Here is a 21,682-nt window from a genome sequence, read left to right on the forward strand (position 1 = left end):
CCCTCCCAACACAGATGCCCAACGGTCGCGTTGGGTGCCTGCGTTGACACTGCGAGCCGCATGTGCACCCAAAGTCGAACTACGCATCCGAAAGAATTTCGTGTGTGAGGTTGTCCACCACGACAGGGCTGTCGAAGTAGGTGACCGAAGGTTCTGTAGCGTATTTCTCGCGTACGAATGCTTTCCAGCCCTCGGTGTACATGGCGTCAGCTTCGGCGCGGGAGTTCCAGAGATAGAGCCCGCCGACTGTGCCCCCGTCTTGCGAGAGGACATAAACCTTGCGGACCAGCCCCGGTACGCCCTGATAGGTCGGGGCGGTGCTCAGGAAGATCTTGCGTGCCTCGTCCCGCGTGATGGGCTTGGGCAAACGGAAGTTGGTGATGACGGTGATCATTTGAACGCTCCTTGGGGTGATGGTGGCGGCAGGAAACTTTAGCGCCCCGGCCCCGCCGGCGCGCCCGCCAGGCGCTGCACGATGCGGCGCGTGACCGGGGCGACCAGCAGCACCAGCGGAAACGCAATCAGCCAGGCCGAGAGCCAGGCGCCAAGCCACAGAGGCAGGAAATCAGCCCTTGGACCAGCCGCTCGGAAGGTGGCGATGGCAGACACCACCAATGACATCAGGCCCGACAAGATGAAGCCGAACAAGACGGGGGCATAGCGCTCGGGCAGCATCACACCATCTCCTCGGCCGGTACCGCCACGCGCGCGAGCACGCTGGCGAAGTTGCGGCCAAAGGCTTCGGCGGTGCGCAGGTCGCCGGGCGCGTAGGACTGGCCCGGGGCCGAGTGGCCGGCCTGGGCCATCATGCCGGTCCACGAGCCCAGGCGGTTGATCGCCTGCTCGTAAGGTACGCCGCTGCTCTGTTCCGGCAGGAAGGGGTTGCCCACCCAGACCAAACCGTGCTGCATGGCAAAGGTGAACATGGACAGCAGCGTGCTCTGCTTGTCGCCCGAGGGCAGGGCCGAGACGGTGAAGCCCGCGGCGAGTTTGCCCTTGAGCTGCTGCTTGCGCCAGAGCCCGCCCGTGGCGTCCATGAAGGACTTGAACGGGCCGCTCACGCCGCCCAGGTAGGTGGGCGAACCGAAAACGTAGCCGTCGAACTCGATCAGACGGTCGGGCTGGCCGGTGAGGGGTTCGGCCTTGAGCAGGCTGACGTTGGTGTCGTCCACGCTTTGCGCGCCAGTGACGACGAGGCGAGCGAAGTGCTCGGTATTGCCGTGGCCGCTGTGGTAGATGACGGCGATGTTTTTCATGATGGTGTTTCCTTATCAAGTAGGGTGGAGAGTGGGGCTTCAGGCCCCGGTGAGTGAAACGATGGCCAGGGCTGCGGCATACAGGCCCAGCCCGAAGACCGTATGGTTGGCCAGGCTCTTGAGCACGTTCAAGACCGGCGTCGGGGTGCGCGACGAAGCGAAACCCGCGCCCATGGCGGGCTGCATCACGAACAGCGGCAGGACCACGGTGCCGATGCCAAAACATAGCGCCGGCGCCAGGCTGGGGGTGCGCAGCCAGGGCGGGCCGGCCAGGGCGGTTAGTAGCAAGGCAAAAGTGATGCCGGTAACGTAGTGCGCGGCCCAGCCCAGCGCCAGCTCGCCGGGCACGGGTGCCGCTTTGGCGATGCCCTGGTGCGCCCAGCGGCCGCGCGGCATGTGGCCGACCCAACGGCCAAGGAGCGCGAAGTTGAGCGTGGGCAGGCCGAGGGTCTTGAGCAGCGTGAGCCACAGGTCCATCACGGCGGTGGCGCCGATGCCGATAACCACAGTACGCAGGAGGAGGGAATCGAAAGGTGTCATGGGGTGTCCTTCAGGTTGACGGGGTGAGTCGGTGCAGCTACTCTACGAATTCAAGTCAACTTGAAGTCAAGACATTTTTTCAACATGGACATTGCAGAAGTCGCCAAACGATCCGGCCTGCCGGCCTCGACGCTGCGCTATTACGAAGAGAAGGGCCTGATCGCCTCGGTCGGCCGTCAGGGTCTGCGCCGCACCTTCGACCCGGGGGTGGTGGAGCAGCTCGCGCTGATCTCACTGGGCCAGGCGGCCGGCTTTTCGCTGGACGAGATTGCGCAGATGTTCACGCCCGACCGACGACCCAACATCAAGCGCAAGATGCTGGAAGACAAGGCTGATCAGGTCGACAGCATGATCAAGCGTCTGCGCGCCATGAGCCGGGGCCTGCGGCATGCCGCCGTCTGCCCTGCCCCCAGCCACATGGAATGCCCGTCGTTCCGGCGTCTGCTGAAGGCGGCATCCACGGGCACCTTGGATAGCTTGACGGAGAAAGAAGCCCGCAGGACACGCTGAGTCCGCTTTCCATTGTGCGGCACCCTTTGCGGGACATCACACCGTTTGTACTGTCGCCATGGACGGCCCGGCGAGCCGTTCTTTCCACCGTACGCAGTACGGCACTGTCTGGCCCTTGAGCGGAAGACCGCTCAAGGACGTCACCAGCGCCGTCATCAATGCATCAAATCAAGCCTTCGGCCAGCCCACGGTCTGTGTCAGCAGCAATTGCTGGTCCGGCGTGAGGCCCATGGCCTGGGTCAGGGCCTGGCGGTCGAACCAGGCGCGCACCACAGTGGACAGGCCAACCGAGGCACAGTAAAGGTAAATGTTCTGCGCCATCGCACCGGCCGCCACCGAAGCGTAAGAGGTGCGCATGGCGGCCGGCACGATCTTCATGCGGCTGTGGTCGGCCACGAAGATCAGATCCAGTGGCGCCGTGTCGACAAAGTCCTGGTAACCGGTGACGCGCCGCACATCCTCGGCCAGCACCAGCCGCAGCGCCTGCGCTTTCGGCTCGTACAGGTACAACCCCTGCGGCAGTGCCACGTACAGATCGACCTCCTGCGCATTCATGGCCGAAGGCGCGGTGCGCCCGCCCAAGTCGTCGCGGTTCAGGCCGCAAGCCGCCCACAGCAGGTCCGACAGCTGTTGCGGGGTCAGCGCATCAGGGCGGAACTCGCGCGCAGAGTGACGCTGGCGCAAGGCCTCCATCAGGGGCAGGCCGCCCGTGGTCTGTGCCGGCGGCAACGCCACCACGGTCAGCGACTCGCCGCTGGCGGGTTGGGCGTGAAGCTGCCCCATCAAACCCAAAGCCATTTTGGTCAAGGTGTTCATGTACTCCCTCCTCTCCTGCCTGTCAGGCGTCCACCCCTGCGGCCCCGGCCGCAGGCTGCAACAGCGCCACGATCTCGTCTTCCGTCAGCGTCTCGCGCGCCAGCAGCAGGCGGCTGCCCTCTTCCAGCGTGCTGCGGCGCTGCGTCAGCAGGTCGGTGGCGCGATGGAAGGCGGCTTCGGTCAGGGCACGCACCGCGCAGTCGATCTCGCGCGCCGTTTCCGGGGCGTACTGTGCACGGCCCAGGTCCATGCCGTCCGGCATGGGGCCGAGAAAGGGCGACGGCGGGTTTTCGTAAGCCACCTGCCCCAGCGTGGCGTCCATGCCGAAACGCATCACCATGCTGCGCGCAATGTCGGTGGCCTTGGCCAGGTCATCCGAGGCGCCGGTGGAGGCGTGGCCGATGAGCAGCATCTCGGCCGCGCGGCCGGCCAGCAGCATGGCCATCTTGTTCTCCAGCTCCTGCCGCGTCATCAGGTAGCGGTCTTCGGTCGGGCGCTGGATGGTGTAACCCAGCGCGCCAATGCCGCGCGGGATGATGGACACCTTGTGCACCGTGTCCAGCCCCGGCAGCGCCATGGCCACCAGTGCGTGGCCCATCTCGTGCACGGCAATGATGCGGCGCTCCTCCGGGTTGAGGATGCGGTTGCGCTTCTCCAGCCCGGCCACGATGCGCTCGATGGCGGTGGTGAAGTCGGCCAGCGACACCTCGTCGGCGTTGCGCCGCGTGGCCACCAGCGCGGCCTCGTTGACGAGGTTGGCCAGGTCGGCGCCGGTGAAACCGGGGGTGAGCGCGGCAATCTGCGCCAGGTCCAGCCCGGCCGCCAGTTTGATGCGCTTGATGTGCACCTGCAGGATTTGCACCCGGCCATGTTTGTCGGGCCGGTCCACCAGCACCTGACGGTCGAAGCGGCCGGCGCGCAGCAGCGCCGGGTCCAGGATCTCGGGCCGGTTGGTGGCGGCCAGCAGCACCAGGCCGGCGCGCGGGTCGAAGCCGTCGAGTTCGGCCAGCAGCTGGTTGAGCGTCTGTTCCTTCTCGTCGTGGCCGCCCAGGCCATAGGCGCCGCGGGCACGGCCCAGGGCATCGATCTCGTCGATGAAGATGATGGCCGGCGCCCGCTGCCGTGCCTGTTCGAACAGGTCGCGCACGCGTGCCGCACCGACGCCGACAAACATCTCGACGAACTCCGAGCCGTTGATGGAAAAGAACGGCACGCCGGCCTGCCCCGCCACCGCGCGTGCCAGCAGCGTCTTGCCGGTGCCCGGCGGCCCCACCAGCAGAATGCCCTTCGGGATGCGCGCGCCCAGCCGGCTGTGTGCCGTCGGGTCCTTGAGGAAATCGACGATCTCCTCCAGCTCGACCTTGGCCTCGTCAACGCCGGCCACGTCCTCAAACGTCACCCGGGTATCACTCTCCACATAGACCTTGGCCTTGCTCTTGCCGATGGACAACAAGCCGTCGCCCAGACCGCCCCCCAGACCACCGCGCTGGGCGATCTTGCGGATGGCGAACATCCAGATGGCGAAAAAGACCAGGGTCGGCGCCACCCAGGAAAAGATGTCGCGCAAAAAGGTGCTCTGCACCACCCCGGTGAAGCGCACACCGTACTGTGCCAGGTCACGCGCCAGATCGAGCTCCACCCGCGTGGTGGCAAAACGCGTGCGGCCGTCAGGCAAGGGCTGGTTCAGCGTGCCTTCCAGGTGGTCGGCGTAGACCGCGATCTCCTTGATGTTTTTCTTTTCCAGCTCCTGCAGGAATTCGCTGTAGGGCAGCGGCTGCACCTGCTGCCACTGCTGCACGAAACTCTGCAGCACCAGCACCCCCACGATCGCCAGCGCGATGTACCAAAGATTCCACTGCGTGCGTTTCTCCACCCGCTCACTCCTCGTCGATGTGCGGTGGCGACAGACCTTCGGCCAGCCCGCCGGTGTCAGGGTCGATCCAGTCGGAAATTCCGAGTTCGCTCTCGGCCTCCTGCAGGGTTTCCCCCGGCGTGGGCGACTCCTCATCTGACGACTGCATGTCGGCCATGGCTTCTTCCAGACTGGCGAAGGGGCCGAACTCCTGCTTGCCGCCTGGCGCACGCCAGTAGTAGCCGTCGGGCCGCGCCATGATCTGCTCCACATCGCCGGCGCTGGTCTCCGGCACGGCTTTCATGCTGGCGGTCTTCTTGCTCGCCGCTGCGGGCTTCTTGCTTGTCATGTCGTTCACCTTTTGCTTGCTGTCGCTACAGTGGCAAGGATCAATCCAGCCGGCCCGGCGTTTCTTGAGCCATGTCAAACTTCGTCCAGCTTACGCTTCTTAGCATCGACCAGCCACCTGTTTGTTCATCCACCCCGACAAGAAACACCGTTCCCGATGCCCCACACAAGCCCTGACCATCGCCCGTTCCAACGGCTGGCGCTGCTCCTGCTGACCGCAGCCTTGCTGTGCTGGCCAGCGGCGCGGGCCGCGGGTGAGTCGCCGACGGCCATGGCCGACCGCTTCGCCCGCGCGGTGGACAAACGCCTGCAGCTGCCAGACGCTGAAGCCCGACGTTATGGCGAGTTGGCGCTGCAGATGCTGCACAGCGCCGGCGTCACGCTGGAACGCCCGCAGTACCTGGTGTTGGTGGACCGCAGTCCGCAGGTGCAGGCGCTGCTGCTGCTCTGGGTGGCGCCACCTGCCCGCGTGGTGCTGATCGGCGCCTCGCCTGTCTCCACCGGACGCGGCGGCGAGTACGACTACTTCGAGACGCCCACCGGCGTGTTCGACCACAACACCCTCAACCCCGACTTCCGTGCCGAAGGCACCTTCAACGAGCACGGCATCCGCGGCTTCGGGGTCCAGGGCATGCGCGTGTTCGATTTCGGCTGGCAACAGGGCCGGCGCGGCTGGGGCAATGGTGGCACCAGCACCATGCGCCTGATGCTGCACGCCACCGACCCCGAATTCCTGGAACCCAAACTCGGCAGCGTGCAGTCCAAGGGCTGCATCCGCATTCCGGCCTCGCTCAACCGCCTGCTCGACCAGCACGGCCTGCTCGATGCCGACTACGAGGACGCCTTGGCCGAAGGGCGGCACCTCTGGGTGCTGTCGCCGCAACGCACACCGGCGGCAGACGCCGGCCGTTATCTGATCGTGGTGGATACCCAGCGGGCCAAGCGCCCGGCCTGGTCGCCCAACCCTTTCAAGCCCCGCCCGAAACGAAAACCAGCGACAGCGCCCGCAAGCTCATCTCTCGCTCCCAGCGGCGCTCCTCAGGGCACCAGCACCGCGGCACCGTCGATGGTGCCGGCGCGCAGTGCGGCCACCGCCTCGTTGGCCTGCGCCAACGGGTAGGCCTGCACATGGGTGGTGACGGGGTGGCGCGCGATGCAGTCGAAGAAGGCCTCGCCGTCTTCACGCGTCAGGTTGGCCACCGAACGCACGCTGCGCTCGCCCCACAGCAGTGAGTAGGGAAAAGCCGGGATGTCGCTCATGTGGATGCCGGCACACACCACCACCCCGCCCTTGCGTGTGGCGCGCAAAGCTGCCGGCACCAATGAACCCACGGGGGCAAAGATCAGCGCGGCATCGAGTTGCTGCGGCGGCAGCGCATCGGACGGGCCGGCCCAGGTCGCACCCAGCTGGCGGGCAAAACGTGCGCTTTGTTCGTCCCCTGCGCGCACGAAGGCATACACCTCATGCCCCTGCGCCACGGCAATCTGCGCCATGATGTGCGCCGCCGCGCCAAAGCCGTACAGACCGATCCGGGCACGCGCGCCCAGCCCCGCCAGCCGGTAGGCGCGAAAGCCGATCAGCCCGGCACACAGCAGCGGTGCGGCGTGCACATCGTCGTAGTGGTCTGGAAGCGCAAAACAATAACGCTCATCCGCCACGGTGTATTCAGCGAAGCCGCCGGGCCGGTCGTAGCCGGTGAAGACCGGTGTGTCGCACAGGTTCTCATGCTGGCTCGCACAGTAAGGGCAATGGCCGCAGGTGCCGCCCAGCCAGGGAATGCCGATGCGGGTGCCGATAGCGAAGCGTGTCGCCCCCGGCCCGGTGGCCACCACGCGGCCCACCACCTCGTGCCCCGGCACCATGCCGGGGTGGCGTGGCGGCAGATCGGCGTCGATGATGTGCAGGTCGGTGCGGCAGACGCCGCAGGCCAGCACCTGCACCAGCAGCTCATGTGGACCCGGCTGCGGCACGGGCAGTTCGGCCGCCTGCAGCGGCTGGCCGGGCTGTGTCACGCGCATTGCCAGCATGCTTGGCTCCTGTGAACCGGCGGGCCCTTATTTGGCGCCGGAGATGAATTCCACCTTCTGCCGGCGCTGCGCTTTCCAGGTACCGTAGATCACGAGCAAGCCGGGAATCAGGATCATGCCCCAGATGATCTTCTCCAGGTTGGCCTTGACCCACGGCAGGCTGCCGAGGAAATAACCCGCGGTGCAGATGCCCAGCACCCAGATCAGCGCGCCCACCACGTTGTAGAGCGTGAACTTGAGGCGGCTCATCTCAGCCACGCCACCCACAAAAGGCGCGAAGGTGCGGATGAAGGGCATGAAACGCGCCAGGATGATGGTGATGCCGCCGTAGGTTTCGTAGAAGGCATGGGCCTGGTCGAAGGCGCGCTTGTTGAACAGGCGCGAGTTCTCCCACTTGAACACCTTCGGCCCGAAGTAGCGCCCGATCGAGTAATTGCACTGGTCACCCAGGACGGCGGCCACCAGCAGCACGGCCACCGCGACGGGATAACTCAGCAACCCGGCCCCGGCCAGCGTACCGACCACGAACAAGAGCGAGTCCCCCGGCAGGAAGGGCATGACCACCAGCCCGGTCTCGACGAAGACGATGAGAAACAGCAGCGCGTAGACCCACACGCCATAGTTCTGCACGAACACCTCCAGGTGTTTGTCGACGTGCAGGATGAAATCAATGAGAAAGGTGATCAGTTCCATGGACGGGGATTATCCCCGCCCTGGGCCCACCTCACCCCGACGCGGAGACTTCAGACCACGCTCGAACCCCGTCTATACCGCGCAGTAGCGCTCCTGGATCTCGGCATTGCGCAGCAGCTCGTCGGCGGCCCCCTGATGCACGATCTGGCCTTGGTCCAGGATATATGCGCGGTCAGAGATGGACAGCGCCCGCTCCACATTCTGCTCCACCAGCAAAATGGTGGTGCCAGCCTGCTTCATGCGCACGAAGAGTTGGAACATCTCATGAACCAGCAGCGGCATGATGCCCTCGGATGGTTCGTCCAGCAGGATCATGCGCGGCCGGGCCATCATGGCACGGGCAATGGCCAGCATCTGCTGCTCGCCGCCCGAAAGCGAAGTACCCTCCTGGTGCAGGCGCTCCTTCAGGCGCGGGAAGGTCTCGGCGATCTCGTCGATCATGGCATCCATCTCGCCACGGCGCGAACTGGCCAGCAAGCCCAGCTGCAGGTTCTCCAGCACGGTCAGGCCGGGCACGATGCGCCGCTCCTCGGGCACATAAGCCAGGCCGTGGTGGAAACGCACGTGAGGCGGTTGTCCCAGCAGGTCCTGGCCGTCGAAGATGACTTGGCCACGGCACTTGCTCACCAGGCCCATGATGGTGCGCAGCGTGCTGGTCTTGCCAGCGCCATTGCGCCCCATGAGCGTGACGATCTCGCCCTGGCGTACCTCGAAATCCAGGCCCTGGATCACGTGGCTGTGGTCGTACCAGGCGTTGAGTTGTTGAACTTTCAGCATGTCGGATTCTTTCTTCAGCCCTGGCCCAGGTAGACGCGCTTGACCTCGGCGTTGTTGCGGATCTCCTCGGGCGTGCCGTCCACCAGCAGTTCGCCGTGGTGCAGCACGATGAGCCGGCTGCACAGGCCCATCACCATCTTCATCTTGTGCTCCACCAGAATGACGGTACGCTCCTGCGCCAACCGGCGGATCAGCTCCATCATCACCAGCGTTTCCTCGGGCGACATGCCGGCGGTGGGTTCGTCCATCAGCAACAGCTTGGGCTCGCAGGCCAGAGCCATAGCCACTTCCAGCGAGCGCTGCTGGCCATGGGCCAGGTCACCGGCGAGCTTGTCGCGGCAGGCCTGCAGGCCCACGCGCGCCAGCAGGGCGTCTGCCCGTTCGATCAGTTCGCGGTAATGGCTGCGCGGGCGCAGCAGTTGGAAGCGTGTGGTCTGCATCTGCAGCGCCACCCGCACGTTCTCGTGCGCGCTCAGGTGCTTGAAGACGTTGGTGATCTGGAAGCTCTTGGCAATGCCACGGCGGGCAAACTCGTGCGGGGCGATGCCCGTGATGTCCTGCCCTTGGAACAACACCTGCCCTGCGCTGGGCGGCACGCCGCCGCTGATCACATTGAAGAAGGTGCTCTTGCCCGCACCGTTGGGACCAATGATGGCCGTGAGTTCACCGGCGCGGAAAGACACGCTGACATCGCTGAGTGCCTTGAACTTGCCATAAAAACGCGAAGCGTGACGCACTTCCAGGATAGGTGTGCTGCTCATGCGGCACCTCCCTGGCGGCCCTGCCAGCGCTCTAGCTGGTGCAGCAGCGTGCCCCACAGTCCCTTGGGAAAGAACAGCACGAAGACCATGAAGACGATGCCCACCACACCCATCCAGTAGCGGGTGAGGTTGGTGACCACATCTTCCAGGTAGAGAAAGACCGCCGCACCGACGAACGGGCCGAAGAAGGTGCCCATACCGCCCAGCAGACACATCATCACGGCCTGACCGGACTGCAGATAATGCAGCGAATCGATCGGCACGACGGACAGGTGCAGCGCGCGCAGCGTGCCGGCCAGCCCGCAGATGCCCGCCGAGAGCACGAAGACCAGCAGCTTGGCGCGTGCCACGTCATAACCGCAAGCAGCGGCACGCTTCTCGTTTTCGCGGATGGCCTCGATCACGGCACCGAAGGGCGAACTCAGCACGCGCGAGAGGAACCACAGCGCCAGCGCCACAAAGACATAGATCACGTAGTACTTGTTGAGTGGGTCGAGAAAGTTGATCGAGATGCCCGGCAGGTCGATGAACTCCACCTTCACGCCGCGCAGGCCGTTCTCACCGCCGGTCCAGTGATCCGCCTTGTAGAAGACGTAATAGACGATCTGGCCCAGCGCCAGTGTCACCATGGAAAAGTAGATGCCGCGGGTGCGGATGGCCAGGAAGCCGATGACCAGCCCCACCAGGCTGGACGAGGCTATGCCCGCCAGGATGGCCGCCCACCAGGGCCAGCCGGCGTGAACCACCGCGATGCCGGCAAGGTAGGAGCCTACCCCCAGGAAAGCGGCATGACCAAAAGACAGCATGCCGGTGTAGCCGAACAGCAGGTTGAAGCCCACCGCGTAGAGGCCGAAGATCAGGATGTTGACCGACAGCGCGTCGTAGGGCATCAGAAAAGGAAACACCAGCAGGAACAACAGGGCGGCGGCCACACGGTGCTGTCGTGCCAGTGCGATGAATTGAAAGAGGTACTTGTTCATGGGGATCGCTCAGCTCATCAGTCCGGCCTTGCCGAAGAAGCCCTGCGGACGGATCAGCAGGACCACGGCCATCAGGACAAAGATCGAAAGTTCGGCGTATTCGGGCGCCACCAGCGAGGTCATCGCGAAGACGATGCCCACCAGCAGGCCCGCCACCACCGCGCCGGGCAGCGAGCCCATGCCGCCCACCACGGTGACGACAAAGGACTCGGCCAGGATGGGAATGCCCATCTCGGGGTTGACGGCGCGCGTGGGCGCCGCCAGCAGGCCAGACAGGCCGGCAATCGCCGTGCCGATGCCGAACACCAGCAACCAGACGCGCGAGATATCAATGCCCAGCACCCGGACGATCTCCGGGTCGCGCGAGCCGGCGCGGATGATCAGTCCGTAGCGCGTTTTCTCGATGAACAGCCACAGGGCCAGCACGATGGCCGCGGTTGCGCCAATCAGGAACAGTCGGTACAGAGGGAAATGACCAAAACCCAGCGAGACCGAGCCGCGCAACGCTGCCGGGGTGGAACTGGGCAAGCCCTCAATGCCGAAAGCAAAACGCATCACGTCGATCAGCACATAGGACAGACCGAAGGTCAACAACAGCGGGTAGTCGATACCCCGGCCATACAACGGCCGCACCAGGAAGCGTTCGCACACCAGACCGATGGCGCCTGTGGCCAGCGGCACCAGCAGCAGGCTGAACCAGAAGTTGCCGGTGATGCCGAGGAAGTACACCCCAAGGAAGGCGCCCACCATGAAAAAAGCACCGTGAGCAAAGTTCACCACGGTCAGCATGCCAAAGATCAGCGACAGGCCGATCGCCAGCAGGGCGTAGATGGCGCCCAGCGCAATACCGGTCATCAACTGCAGGGCAAACAGTTGCGGCGAGATGTCAAGCATTCGGATTTTCCGTTGGATCAGGAAGGAATTCCCCCGGCGCTCACGCGCCGAGGGAGTGGCGAACGAAACGACGTGGATCAGGTGGAGACCTTGTGGCCCATTTCCTCGCAGGTGCGCAGGTTCTTCTCGTCCGCGTTCTCGATCGAGAGCACATTGAAGACGTCGTACTTGTCTTTCATGTTCTTCGACTTCGACTCGACGATGACGACCGACTGCACCGACTGATGGTCGCATTTGCGGTAGAACTGCTCGCCCTTGTACCAGTTGTAGCGCAGCTGGCGCAATGCGATGCTGACCTTCATGGAATCGGTGGACTTGGCGTTGAGAACGGCCTGCAGCACGCTTCGCACGCCGGCGTAGCCGAGCGCACCGTAGTCCGAGGGCACCGCACCACCGTGGGCCTTGCGGAACTTGTCATTGAAGGCCTTCGCCGCGGGAATCTTGTCTTCCATGCCCCAGTAGTAGGAGGTACCACCCAGAATGCCGTCGAAGGCGTCGGCACCGCCGGCCTGGCGCGCCGTGTACAGCAGCACCGGGGTAATGATCTTGGTGTTGGCCTTGATGCCGAAGTCGGTGGCCTGCTTGGCCGAATTCACCAGATCGCGACCGAAGTTGCACAGCACCAGGATGTCGGGCTTCAGGGACTGGATGCGCGGCAGGAAGGCCGAGTAGTCGGCCGCCCCGATGGGGTGGCGAATGTCGGCCAGCGTCTGCACGCCCATGGCCTGGCCGGCGCGCTGGAAACCGCGCACCATCTCGTGGCCGTAGGCGTAGTCGGCCGTCAGGTAGACCACCTTCTTGCCGAACCTCGGGAAGGCGTAGCGCGCCACGGCGCCTGCCGTCAGGTGCGGGTTGAGCGCCTCGTGGAAGGTGTACAAGCTCCAGTCCTTCGCTTCGTTGATGGCATCGGACTGGCTGATCGAATTGAAGATGATCTTGCGGTCGCGGCAGACAGCGTTGATGGAAAGCTGGGTCGCAGCCGACAGTGAGCCGACGACAAAGTCCACCTTGTCCTTCTCGATCAGCTCCAGCGTGCGGGTGGCTGCCTCACCCGGATTGAGCTTGTCGTCACGCACCAGCAACTCGGCTTTGCGGCCATTGAAACCACCCGCGTCGTTGAAATCCTTGATGGCGATTTCGGCGGCACGCACCTGATCCTGCGCCTCGGCGGAAAAAGCCCCCGTCAACGGCACCGGAAAACCGATCTTGATCGGCGCGTTGCCCTGGGCCTGCGCCAGCTTGAGCACAAAAGGTGCGCCAGCCACGGCCGCACTGGCGGCTCCGAGTTGCAGCACATGGCGGCGATTGAATTGCGTATTGCGTTCTGTCATGCTCGTCTCCTCAGCTTTGGTTGGAATAATCAGTGCCTTCAGTCTTGCTGGGCACCACGTACGGAAAGCAGGTCTTCGACGGTGAAACCGTCCAGTTCGATGGCGGTGTCGTGCGCCACATCGATGTCTTCGCTGGCGCTGCGCGCTCGCCGCGCGCCACCGCTGTAGGCCTGGAGATAACCTCCCAGGCGACGGCCGCGTTCCACGATGGCCTGGCCCACCTTGAGGCGCTCGGTTTCGTAGGCCGCCAGCGCGGCGGGGGTCGCGCCATGGGCACGGATGGCGTCGGACAGCGCCATGGCATCCTCGGCCGCCTTGGTCACGCCGGCCCCCACATGCGGCCGCGCCACGAAGGAGGCATCGCCCATCAGGGCCACGCGACCGAAGGCGATGCGCTCGGAACTCACGTCGTAGATGGCCTGCAGGAACGGCTGTGCCGTCTTCTCCATGATCTCGGCGAACTGGGGCGCCAGCAGCTCGCGCGCAGCCGTGCGCATGGCCGCCACGGCGCGCCACGACACCTTGTTCGGGGGAATGCCGGCGGCGTGGTAGTCGCCATCGGCGTCGGTGAGCAAGGCGCGCAACTCGCTCGCGTTGGCGGGCCGGTACCAGACAACGTTGTAGCTGCGCTGCCCCACCGCCAGCGCGTGGCCGGGGCCGGCGACCGGATAGGCAATCAGCTGTTCGCCAGCCGGCAAGCCGAAAGCAAAGCGCTCGAACACCATTTCGCGCGTGCGGCGCGACAGCACGGCTTCATCGCACACGCCACGCCAGGCCACGTAGCCCGCGTACTGCGGCTGGATGTGCGGCGCCAGTTGCTGGCGTACGGCCGAGCGGATGCCGTCCGACGCAATCAGCAGATCGGCGCGCAGCGCCTGGCTGCCGTAGCGCACGGTCACGCTGTCCGGGTCGGCGTGCACTTCATTCACCGTCGCCGGTTGCACATAACGCTCGCGCGGGAAGATGTCGAACAGCAACGAATACAGGCGGCTCCAGGACGTCAGCACCTGCGGTAGATCGAACGCGGTCTGCACCTCACCCCGGGCATCCAGCAGCACACGCCCGGGGACGGCCACCCCCAGCGAGGCGTCGGCATCCAGTCCGGCGCGCAGCAGGCCCTCAACCAGTCGCTTGTGCGTCACGATGCCGGCGCCGCGGCCGTCGAGCGAACCCGGTACCTTCTCCAGCACGCGCACATCATGCCCGCCGCGCAACAACATGTTGGCGACCATCAGGCCACCCAATGATCCGCCCGCAACCAGGATGCTGGCCATCAGGCGGCTGCCTTGGCGCGCTTGGCGTCCAGTTCCGTCTTCTCCTGCGCCGGGTAGTTGAGCTCGATCACCACGCCGCTCGGATCATCCAGGAACAGCTGGTGCAGACCGATCTGTGGCACGGTGCGCTCGCGGCACACAACCCCCAGCTTCTGCAGATGCGTGAGCATGGTCTCCAGTCCATTGGCAAACAGCGCGATGTGGTCCACTGCGCCGCTGCCGTGCAAGGAGGAAACATCGCGGTCGCCCAGATAGCGCTTGAGCCCTTCGGGGTCATTCTTGTCGATGCCGATCACGTGCACCATGGCATTCGCCCAGCTGTCGGTGTCGCCGCTGTAGAGCCACAAACCCGGGAAGGGAAAGGGCGGGCGCGGCCCCACCGTCATGCCGAGTACCTGTTCGTAGAACACCCGCGTGGCGTCCATGTCGGTGGTGCGGATCGAGAAATGATTCAGAGTCAGCGCCATGTCGGTTTCTCCTTCGTCGTTTGTCTAGGCAAGTGCTCGCCGGGGCGTCCGGCCTGCGGCACGCGGCTTGGCGCCGTGGCCAAAAACTTCGGGCAAGGTCTGCAGGTAGCCGCGCACACGGTCGTGCACGAACACCTCGTCGAACGGATCGGTCTTGCTGCCCGGCTGCTCCAGCCCGTAGACCCAGCGGCGCAGCCCCATGTAGAAGATGCTGCCGTGCAGGCCCATGAGCAATTCCATCTCGCGCGGCGTGGGTTTGCTGCGGTTGGGCACGCCCAGGTAGCGCCGGCTCTCGCGCACCAGGCGCGGGAACAGTTTTTCGCCCAGCAGGGCGAAATAGCGGTCTGTGATGTAGCGGTCGCTCAGGCCGGAAAACACGAACACGCGCACCCAGTCGCGCTCCAGGATGCGCTTGGCGTACTTGGTATAGAAGCGTGTGAGCTTGACCTCCACCTCAAGCGTCTTGTCGTCCAGCAGGCGTTCCCACTCCTCGTCCCAGCGTGCAGCGAACAGATCGGCATAAACGCGCTCGATCAGCGCCTGCTTGGTCGGGAAGTAGTGGTACAGCAGCGTATGGGTAATGCCCAGCTCACGCGCGAGGTCACGCAACTGGCCATCCAATCCATGCTCGGAGAAGAAGCGCACTGAGCCCTCCACGATCTGGCGCTCGCGCTCTGCCGGCGACAGGCGCCGCCTCGGCGCGGGGGGCGCCGGCACCTTGACAGGGTTTTTACGGATGGATGTGGCCACGGGCTTGTTTGATAGTTCGGGTTAATTTAACGCTTGGTCAATAAGCCTGAATCAGGACAAACCCCAAGCCTTTCCGAACCCACAGGACAGCCCATGGAACTACAAGGCAGCGTCACCATTCCCTCCACGCCGGACAAGGTCTGGCATGCGTTGAACGACCCCGAGGTACTGCGCCAGTGCATCCCCGGCTGCGAGGAAGTACGCCAGATTTCGCCGCAGGAGATGCACGCCCGCGTGCTGCTCAAACTCGGCCCCGTGCGCGCCAATTTCGTCGGCAAGGTGCTCCTAACCGACGTGCACCCGCTGCGGGGTTGCACGCTTCACTTCGAAGGCTCGGGCGGCAGTGCCGGCTTCGCCAAGGGCAGCTCGGTCATTGCGCTCGCGGCGGTGCCCGAAGGCACACGCCTGGACTACACGACCCAGGCCTCGGTGGCGGGCAAGCTGGGGCAGATCGGCGGCCGGCTGATCGACGCCTCGGCGCGCCAGATGGCCGACCGTTTCTTCGATGCCTTCAAGTCCCAGTTCAGCGCCGCATCGCCCCTGCCATTGGCCCTGCCCGTGCCGGCCGCCGGTCTGCCTGCGGTTGCGGCGGCTGTTGCGGCGGCGACCCTGCCTGCGACACCTGCAGGCTGGTTCGAGAAGGAAAAGCCCCGCCTGCTCTGGTTCGCGGCCGGCGTGGTGTCCACTGCGCTCGGTGTCTGGATGGGCGCGCACTGGCTACGCTGATCCTCACGACTCCCCTCACCCGTTGCGAGGAACACGCCCATGAAAGCCCCCGCCTTTTCTTACGCCCGCCCCCGGCAACTCGCCGAGGTGCTGGCTCTGCTCGACCGCCATCGCGATGAGGCCCGCCTGCTGGCCGGCGGCCAGACACTGCTGGCCACACTCAACATGCGTCTGTCTGAACCCGCGTTGCTGATCGACCTGCAAGGCGTGACCGAACTGCGCGGCCTGCAGCTCAGCAGCACCGTCCTGCGCATTGGCGCCATGGTCACGCACAGCGAGATCGAAGCCTCGGCCGAGGTGGCGCGCCACACGCCGCTGCTGGCGATGGCGGCGCCGCACATCGCGCACCGCGCCATCCGCAACCTGGGCACCTTCTGCGGCTCCATTGCCTATGGCGATCCGGCGGCCGAATGGCCTGCCTGCCTGCTGGCGCTCGACGGTGTGGTGGTGGCGCGCAGCGTGGCGGGCGAACGCCGCATCGCGGCGAAGGATTTCTACACCGGTCTCTACACCACGACGCTGCAGCCCAACGAGATGATCGTGGCCTGCGAGATCCCGCTGGCCAACGCCGGCCAACGCGTTGCCTTCGACGAGCTCTCGCGCCGCCACGGCGACTACGCGGTGGTCGGCCTGGCGGCCAGCGCCCGCGTGCAGGACGGGCTGCTGAGCCAGGTGCGCCTGGCCTGGTTAGGCACCGGCAGCATGCCGCAGCGCGCCCAGGCGGCCGAACAGGCACTCGAAGGCCAATTCTTCAGCGAAGCCGTCACCGCCCTGGCCTTGCAGGCCCTGCGCAGGGAACTGCAGATCGAAGGCGACCTCACGCACAGCCCCGCCGCCAAGCAGCACCTGGCTGGCGTGATGCTCAAGCGCGCCCTGCACGCCCTGACCCAGCAGTCCACGCTGCAGGCCTGAAACCGACAAGGACATGCCATGAGCCCCCTGAACGAAACATCCGATGAACTCGACACCGGCGCGCGCCCGGTCACCATCACCGTCAACGGCCACTGTGGCCAGCATGCGGTGCAGCCCCGCGCTCACCTGATCGACTTCCTGCGCGAGGGCCTGGGCCTCAAGGGCTCGCACCTGGGCTGCGAACACGGCGTGTGCGGCGCCTGCACCGTGCGGCTGGACGACACGGTGGTGCGCGGCTGCCTGGTGCTGGCCGTGCAGGCCGATGGCCGGCGCGTGGAGACCATCGAAGGCCTCACCGAACGCGGCAGCATCCGCGACCTGCAACAGGCCTTCATTCGCCACAACGCCCTGCAGTGCGGCTTTTGCACCTCGGGCATGCTGATGGCCGCCAGCGAACTGCTGGAACACAAGCCCGGCGCCAGCCGCGAGGAAGTGCGCGAATGGATGAGCGGCAACTACTGCCGCTGCACCGGCTACCAGGCCATCGTCGATGCCGTCTGTGACGTGCTGGCCACCCGCCGCCAAGGAGCCTCCGCATGAACGCCCCCGAATCACGCGCACTGAAGAAATCCCTCGAAGACGCGCTGACCGCGCGCGCCGAAGCACCGCACACCCCGGTGGCCGAACCACTGGACGGTGCGCTCAAGGATGCGCGCCACATCGGCCAGGCCATCCCGCGCCCCAACATCGAACGCCTGACCGAAGGCCGTGGCCAGTACGTGGACGACCTGGAACTGCCGCGCATGGGCCATGTGGTGTTCTGGCGCTCGCCGGTGGCACACATGAAGATCCTGCGCATCGAGCGCGACTACGCTCGCATGATGCCCGGCGTGCTGGCCGTCTACGACGGCGCGGACCTGGCCGCCATCTGCAAGCCCTGGGTGGCCACGCTCACCCACCTAGCCGGCATCAAGTCGGCCCCGCAGTACCCGATGGCGATCGAGCGCGCCTGCTGGCAAGGCGAGCCGGTGGTGGCCGTGGTGGCCAAGACCCGCGCCGAGGCCGAAGACGCGTTGCAGTACGTGCAGGTGGAGTGGGAAACCCTGCCCGCCGCGCTGGACATGAACACCGCGCTGGCGCCTGAAACGCCCGTCATCCATCCTGAGCTCGGCGACAACCTGTGCTTCGCGCGCAGCCTGGACACCGGTGGCGTGGACGAGGCCTTTGCGAAAGCCGACGTGGTGGCCGAGGCCACCTTCGACTTCGGCCGCCACACCGGCGTCACGCTGGAGCCGCGCTGCCAGATCGCCGACTACAACCCGGCCTCGGGCCAGCTCACCGTCTACCACTCGCAGCAGGCGCCGCACATGATGCAGGACCTGTATTCGCGCCAGTTCGGCCTGCCCGAATCGGCGGTGCGTGTGATCTGCAAGGACGTGGGCGGGTCCTTCGGCATCAAGGTGCACGCCTACCCGGACGACTTCGCCACCGTGGCCATCTCCATCCTGCTCAAGCGGCCGGTGAAGTTCGTGGCCGACCGGCTGGAGTCGTTCACCAGCGATATCCATGCGCGCGAGCACCGCATTCAGGGCCGCATTGCCGCCACGAAAGAAGGCGACATCCTGGCCTTCGAGATCGACGACGTGACTGGCATTGGTCCGTTCTCCATGTTCCCGCGCACCAGCGGCATTGAGGGCAACCAGGTCGTCAACCTCACCGGCGGGCCCTACAAGCACAAGGAATACCGCGCCAAGCTCAGCGTGGTGTTCCTCAACAAGACGCCCACCTGCCAGTACCGCGGCGTGGGCCACCCCATCGCCTGCGCGGTCACCGAGGGCCTGGTGGACCTAGCCGCTGCCAAGCTGGGCATGGATCCGCTGGCGTTTCGCCGTCGCAACGTCATCCCGGACAACGCCTACCCTGCCACCGGCGCCTCGGGCATCAAGCTGGAAGTGCTGTCGCACGAGGCCTGCCTGCGCAAGATCGAAGCACTGATGGACTACCCCGCGCTGCGCGCCGAGCAGGCCGCGCTGCGCGCCAAGGGCATCTACCGCGGCATCGGCTTTGCCACCCTGATCGAACTCACCAACCCGAGTGCGGCCTTCTACGGCGTGGGCGGCGCGCGCATCTCCTCGCAGGACGGTGCCACCATCCGGCTGGAGCCCAGCGGCGGCGTGGCCGTGATGGTGAGCGTGGGCGAACAAGGTCAGGGTACCGAGGCCATCTACGCGCAGATCGCCGCCGACGCCGTGGGGGTGCCCATGAGCGCGGTGCGCCTGGTCACCGGCGACACCGAGACCGTACCTTATGGCGGCGGCACCTGGGCTTCGCGCGGCGCGGGCATCGGCGGTGAAGCCGTGCTGCAGGCCGGCCTGGCGCTGCGCAGCAACATCCTCCAGGTGGCCGAGGCCATCCTCCAGCGCGACGCCGACGGCATGGTGGTGAGCGACGGCGCCGTGAAGGATGCCGCCACCGGCGAAACCCTGCTGCCGCTGATGGAGCTGGGCCGCGTGGCCTACTACCGCCCGGACACGCTGCCGGCCGGCTTCACCTCGGAACTGATGGTCACGCGCCACTACGCGCAACGCGACTACCCTTTCATCTTCACCAACGGCGTGCAGGCCTCCTATGTGGAGGTGGACACTGAGACCGGGTTTGTGAAGCTGCTCAAGCACTGGGCGGTGGAGGACTGCGGCCGCGTCATCAACCCCAAGCTGGTGGACGAGCAGATCCGTGGTGCCATCGTGCAGGGCATCGGCGGTGCGCTGTTCGAGGAGTGCTTGTATGACGACCAGGGGCTGATGAAAAACGGCAGCATGGCCGACTACCTGGTGCCCATGGCCGGCGAGATGCCCGACATCGAGGTGGCCCACGTCGAGACGCCCACGCGCAGCTCGGTACTGGGTGCCAAGGGTGCGGGCGAGGCCGGCACCGCCGGTGCGCCGGGCGCGGTGGTGAATGCCATCAACGACGCCCTGCGGCCATTGAAAGCGGCGTGCTGGTCGCAGCCGGTCACACCGGAAAAAATCCTGCGCACCCTCGGCCACATCTGAGTCCGCCTATGTCGGGGAAAAATTGCCACCACCTTTGGTGGCAATTTTTTAAGACAAAGGCTTGTTCGACTTGATCAAGCAACCCATCCGGGCGCGGCGTTCAGGCCGCGCGCGCTGCGGCCGCAATGTCCAGCGAACGCAAGCGCAGTTCCGGGTCGAACACATCCGACACCAGGATGAACTCATCGGCCTGCGTGGTTTGCGCCAGCTCCTCGAAGCCGGCGCGGACCGTCTGCGGCCCGCCGATGACGGCCGCCGCCAGGAAGTCGGCAATGGCTGCGCGTTCCTGTGGCTGCAGTTGCGTCATAAAACCCTCCACTGGCGGCGGCAGACGGCCGCGCTTGCCGGTCAAGATGCCCAATACGCGCTGGTAGGTGCTGCTGGCCAGGTACTCGGCTTCCGCGTCGGTAGGGGCCGCGATCACCGGCACACCAATCGCCACATAGGGCTGCGCCAGCGTGGCCGAGGGCCGGAACAGGCTGCGGTACAACTCGATGGCCTGCAGCAGCAGGCGCGGTGCAAAGTGCGAGGCAAAGGCGTAGGGCAGGCCCATCTCGGCCGCCAGCCGCGCCGAAAACAGGCTGGAACCCAGCAGCCAGATCGGCACGTTGGTGCCCGCCCCCGGCATGGCCATCAGGCGCTGCCCCGGCTGGGCCGGCGCCAGCAGACGCTGCAGCTCGGCGACGTCGCGCGGGAAATCCTCCTCGGTCTCCACCCGGTCGCGGCGCAGCGCGCGCATGGTCATCGGGTCGGTGCCGGGCGCGCGGCCCAGGCCCAGGTCGATGCGCCCCGGGTAGAGCTCGGCCAGCGTGCCGAAGGCCTCGGCCACCACCAGCGGGGCATGGTTGGGCAGCATGATGCCGCCGGAGCCGACGCGAATGCTGCGCGTGCCAGCGGCGATGTGGCCGACCAGCACCGCCGTGGCGGAACTCGCAATGCCGGGCATGTTGTGGTGCTCCGCCAGCCAGTAACGGGTGAAGCCGAGCGACTCGGCATGCTGGGCGGTACGCAGGGCGATGGCCAGCGCATCGGCCACCGTGCCGCCTTCGCGCACAGCCACCAGGTCGAGCATGGACAGGGCAATTTGATTCAGTGCTTTCATGCCCTTATTTTCAGGCGCGCCGCAAACCCCTGCTTGGAAGGGCTATTGCCATCGCCGGCGTGCAAGCCACCCGGGCAGGCGCAGGGCATGCCGGTGCCGCCTAAAATGCCCGTGTGAATGCCGTCCCCTCCCCTGCCCCCCGCCGCCCCATCCGTGAACTGCCCGACGAGCTGATCAGCCAGATCGCCGCCGGCGAAGTGGTGGAGCGGCCGGCCTCGGTGGTGCGCGAACTGGTGGACAACGCGCTCGATGCCGGTGCCACCCAGATCACGGTACGCCTGCTGGCCGGCGGTGTGCGCCTGATTGCGGTGGAAGACAACGGCTTCGGCATCCTGCCGGGCGAGTTGCCGATCGCCTTCAAGCGCCACGCCACCAGCAAGATCAGCAACCTGCACGACCTCGAATCGGTCGGCACCATGGGTTTTCGCGGCGAGGCGCTCGCCGCTATCAATTCGATAGCTGATTGCGCAATATTGTCGAGGGCGGAAGGCCAAAACAATGCTTATCTGCTGGACGGCCGCACCGGCGAGCTGAAACCGGTGGCGCGCAGCACCGGCACCACGGTGGAGGTGAAGGAACTGTTCTTCAGCACCCCGGCGCGGCGCAAGTTCCTCAAGACCGACGCCACCGAGCTGGCGCACTGCATCGAGTCGGTGCGCCGCCACGCACTGG

At 65.8% G+C, this 21,682-nt stretch carries 25 protein-coding genes; 7 read left to right on the forward strand and 18 right to left on the reverse strand.

Features of this window, described 5'->3' with window-relative positions:
- Positions 1-79: 79 nt before the first annotated feature.
- From CDE01S_RS14240 to CDE01S_RS14255, 4 genes are read right to left on the reverse strand one after another with little or no spacing between them, the layout of a single operon-like run.
- Positions 80-394 carry a YdhR family protein gene (locus tag CDE01S_RS14240; protein WP_066708910.1) on the reverse strand — a complete coding sequence of 105 codons (315 nt, stop codon included), beginning with the start codon at positions 392-394 and terminating at the stop codon, positions 80-82.
- A gap of 38 nt (positions 395-432) precedes the next feature.
- A complete protein-coding gene (locus CDE01S_RS14245; protein ID WP_066708913.1) occupies positions 433-675 on the reverse strand; it encodes a DUF2798 domain-containing protein in 243 nt (80 codons plus the stop codon).
- Positions 675-1,256, reverse strand: a complete 582-nt coding sequence (locus CDE01S_RS14250; RefSeq protein ID WP_066708915.1) for a flavodoxin family protein — start codon at positions 1,254-1,256, stop codon at positions 675-677. The genes CDE01S_RS14245 and CDE01S_RS14250 overlap by 1 nt, the downstream gene beginning before the upstream one ends.
- A gap of 39 nt (positions 1,257-1,295) precedes the next feature.
- Positions 1,296-1,796: a DUF2938 domain-containing protein gene (locus CDE01S_RS14255; protein WP_066708917.1), complete on the reverse strand. Its 501-nt coding sequence runs from the start codon at positions 1,794-1,796 to the stop codon at positions 1,296-1,298.
- A gap of 84 nt (positions 1,797-1,880) precedes the next feature.
- Between CDE01S_RS14255 and CDE01S_RS14260 the strand changes: the two genes are divergently transcribed.
- Positions 1,881-2,306 (forward strand): helix-turn-helix domain-containing protein, encoded by a 426-nt coding sequence (locus CDE01S_RS14260; RefSeq protein WP_066708919.1) that lies wholly within the window; start codon positions 1,881-1,883, stop codon positions 2,304-2,306.
- Positions 2,307-2,474: 168 nt separating this feature from the next.
- Here CDE01S_RS14260 and CDE01S_RS14265 read toward each other — a convergent pair whose 3' ends face one another.
- The 3 genes from CDE01S_RS14265 to CDE01S_RS14275 are packed head-to-tail and all read right to left on the reverse strand — an operon-like array spanning position 2,475 to position 5,323.
- Positions 2,475-3,122 carry a nitroreductase family protein gene (locus tag CDE01S_RS14265; RefSeq protein WP_066708921.1) on the reverse strand — a complete coding sequence of 216 codons (648 nt, stop codon included), beginning with the start codon at positions 3,120-3,122 and terminating at the stop codon, positions 2,475-2,477.
- Between the two features lie 22 nt (positions 3,123-3,144).
- Positions 3,145-4,995, reverse strand: coding sequence for an ATP-dependent zinc metalloprotease FtsH (ftsH, locus tag CDE01S_RS14270; protein WP_066708925.1), 1,851 nt, complete (start codon positions 4,993-4,995; stop codon positions 3,145-3,147).
- Positions 4,996-4,999: 4 nt separating this feature from the next.
- Positions 5,000-5,323 carry a hypothetical protein gene (locus CDE01S_RS14275; RefSeq protein WP_245636181.1) on the reverse strand — a complete coding sequence of 108 codons (324 nt, stop codon included), beginning with the start codon at positions 5,321-5,323 and terminating at the stop codon, positions 5,000-5,002.
- 156 nt (positions 5,324-5,479) lie between these two features.
- Between CDE01S_RS14275 and CDE01S_RS14280 the strand changes: the two genes are divergently transcribed.
- The gene (locus tag CDE01S_RS14280) at positions 5,480-6,442 is read left to right on the forward strand and encodes a L,D-transpeptidase (RefSeq protein WP_174525473.1); all 963 of its coding nucleotides are present in this window, start codon (positions 5,480-5,482) and stop codon (positions 6,440-6,442) included.
- Here the strand turns inward: CDE01S_RS14280 and CDE01S_RS14285 are convergent.
- From CDE01S_RS14285 to CDE01S_RS14330, 10 genes are all read right to left on the reverse strand, one after another.
- Positions 6,361-7,350, reverse strand: coding sequence for a zinc-dependent alcohol dehydrogenase family protein (locus tag CDE01S_RS14285; RefSeq protein WP_066708928.1), 990 nt, complete (start codon positions 7,348-7,350; stop codon positions 6,361-6,363). The genes CDE01S_RS14280 and CDE01S_RS14285 overlap by 82 nt on opposite strands.
- Before the next feature lie 27 nt (positions 7,351-7,377).
- On the reverse strand, positions 7,378-8,043 hold the full coding sequence (locus CDE01S_RS14290) for a DedA family protein (RefSeq protein WP_066708930.1): 666 nt from the start codon (positions 8,041-8,043) through the stop codon (positions 7,378-7,380).
- A gap of 72 nt (positions 8,044-8,115) precedes the next feature.
- Positions 8,116-8,820 carry an ABC transporter ATP-binding protein gene (locus CDE01S_RS14295; RefSeq protein ID WP_066708932.1) on the reverse strand — a complete coding sequence of 235 codons (705 nt, stop codon included), beginning with the start codon at positions 8,818-8,820 and terminating at the stop codon, positions 8,116-8,118.
- A gap of 14 nt (positions 8,821-8,834) precedes the next feature.
- Entirely contained in the window at positions 8,835-9,581 is a 747-nt protein-coding gene (locus CDE01S_RS14300) for an ABC transporter ATP-binding protein (protein WP_066708934.1), read from the reverse strand.
- Positions 9,578-10,561 carry a branched-chain amino acid ABC transporter permease gene (locus CDE01S_RS14305; protein WP_066708936.1) on the reverse strand — a complete coding sequence of 328 codons (984 nt, stop codon included), beginning with the start codon at positions 10,559-10,561 and terminating at the stop codon, positions 9,578-9,580. The genes CDE01S_RS14300 and CDE01S_RS14305 overlap by 4 nt, the downstream gene beginning before the upstream one ends.
- Before the next feature lie 9 nt (positions 10,562-10,570).
- On the reverse strand, positions 10,571-11,455 hold the full coding sequence (locus tag CDE01S_RS14310) for a branched-chain amino acid ABC transporter permease (protein WP_057675337.1): 885 nt from the start codon (positions 11,453-11,455) through the stop codon (positions 10,571-10,573).
- Between the two features lie 77 nt (positions 11,456-11,532).
- On the reverse strand, positions 11,533-12,786 hold the full coding sequence (locus tag CDE01S_RS14315; protein ID WP_066708939.1) for an ABC transporter substrate-binding protein: 1,254 nt from the start codon (positions 12,784-12,786) through the stop codon (positions 11,533-11,535).
- Positions 12,787-12,824: 38 nt separating this feature from the next.
- Positions 12,825-14,060, reverse strand: a complete 1,236-nt coding sequence (locus CDE01S_RS14320; RefSeq protein ID WP_066708941.1) for an FAD binding domain-containing protein — start codon at positions 14,058-14,060, stop codon at positions 12,825-12,827.
- On the reverse strand, positions 14,060-14,527 hold the full coding sequence (locus CDE01S_RS14325; protein ID WP_066708943.1) for a VOC family protein: 468 nt from the start codon (positions 14,525-14,527) through the stop codon (positions 14,060-14,062). Before CDE01S_RS14325 ends, CDE01S_RS14320 begins: the two co-directional genes overlap by 1 nt.
- A gap of 24 nt (positions 14,528-14,551) precedes the next feature.
- A complete protein-coding gene (locus tag CDE01S_RS14330; RefSeq protein WP_157077136.1) occupies positions 14,552-15,277 on the reverse strand; it encodes a TetR/AcrR family transcriptional regulator in 726 nt (241 codons plus the stop codon).
- 93 nt (positions 15,278-15,370) lie between these two features.
- Between CDE01S_RS14330 and CDE01S_RS14335 the strand changes: the two genes are divergently transcribed.
- Genes CDE01S_RS14335 through CDE01S_RS14350 form a run of 4 tightly spaced genes read left to right on the forward strand, consistent with a single transcriptional unit; the run spans position 15,371 to position 19,908 of the window.
- Positions 15,371-16,003 carry an SRPBCC family protein gene (locus tag CDE01S_RS14335; protein ID WP_084382900.1) on the forward strand — a complete coding sequence of 211 codons (633 nt, stop codon included), beginning with the start codon at positions 15,371-15,373 and terminating at the stop codon, positions 16,001-16,003.
- Positions 16,004-16,042: 39 nt separating this feature from the next.
- A complete protein-coding gene (locus CDE01S_RS14340; RefSeq protein WP_066708946.1) occupies positions 16,043-16,915 on the forward strand; it encodes an FAD binding domain-containing protein in 873 nt (290 codons plus the stop codon).
- Between the two features lie 18 nt (positions 16,916-16,933).
- The gene (locus tag CDE01S_RS14345; protein ID WP_066708949.1) at positions 16,934-17,455 is read left to right on the forward strand and encodes a (2Fe-2S)-binding protein; all 522 of its coding nucleotides are present in this window, start codon (positions 16,934-16,936) and stop codon (positions 17,453-17,455) included.
- Positions 17,452-19,908, forward strand: coding sequence for a xanthine dehydrogenase family protein molybdopterin-binding subunit (locus tag CDE01S_RS14350; protein WP_084382901.1), 2,457 nt, complete (start codon positions 17,452-17,454; stop codon positions 19,906-19,908). The genes CDE01S_RS14345 and CDE01S_RS14350 overlap by 4 nt, the downstream gene beginning before the upstream one ends.
- Positions 19,909-20,008: 100 nt before the next feature.
- Here the strand turns inward: CDE01S_RS14350 and CDE01S_RS14355 are convergent, their stop codons facing one another.
- Entirely contained in the window at positions 20,009-21,010 is a 1,002-nt protein-coding gene (locus tag CDE01S_RS14355; protein ID WP_066708952.1) for an LLM class flavin-dependent oxidoreductase, read from the reverse strand.
- Between the two features lie 113 nt (positions 21,011-21,123).
- Between CDE01S_RS14355 and mutL the strand changes: the two genes are divergently transcribed.
- Positions 21,124-21,682 (forward strand): DNA mismatch repair endonuclease MutL (gene mutL / locus CDE01S_RS14360; RefSeq protein WP_174525474.1); only part of this gene is annotated, 559 nt, incomplete at its 3' end.

This window comes from Curvibacter delicatus NBRC 14919, assembly GCF_001592265.1.
Lineage (GTDB): Bacteria > Pseudomonadota > Gammaproteobacteria > Burkholderiales > Burkholderiaceae_C > Hylemonella > Hylemonella delicata.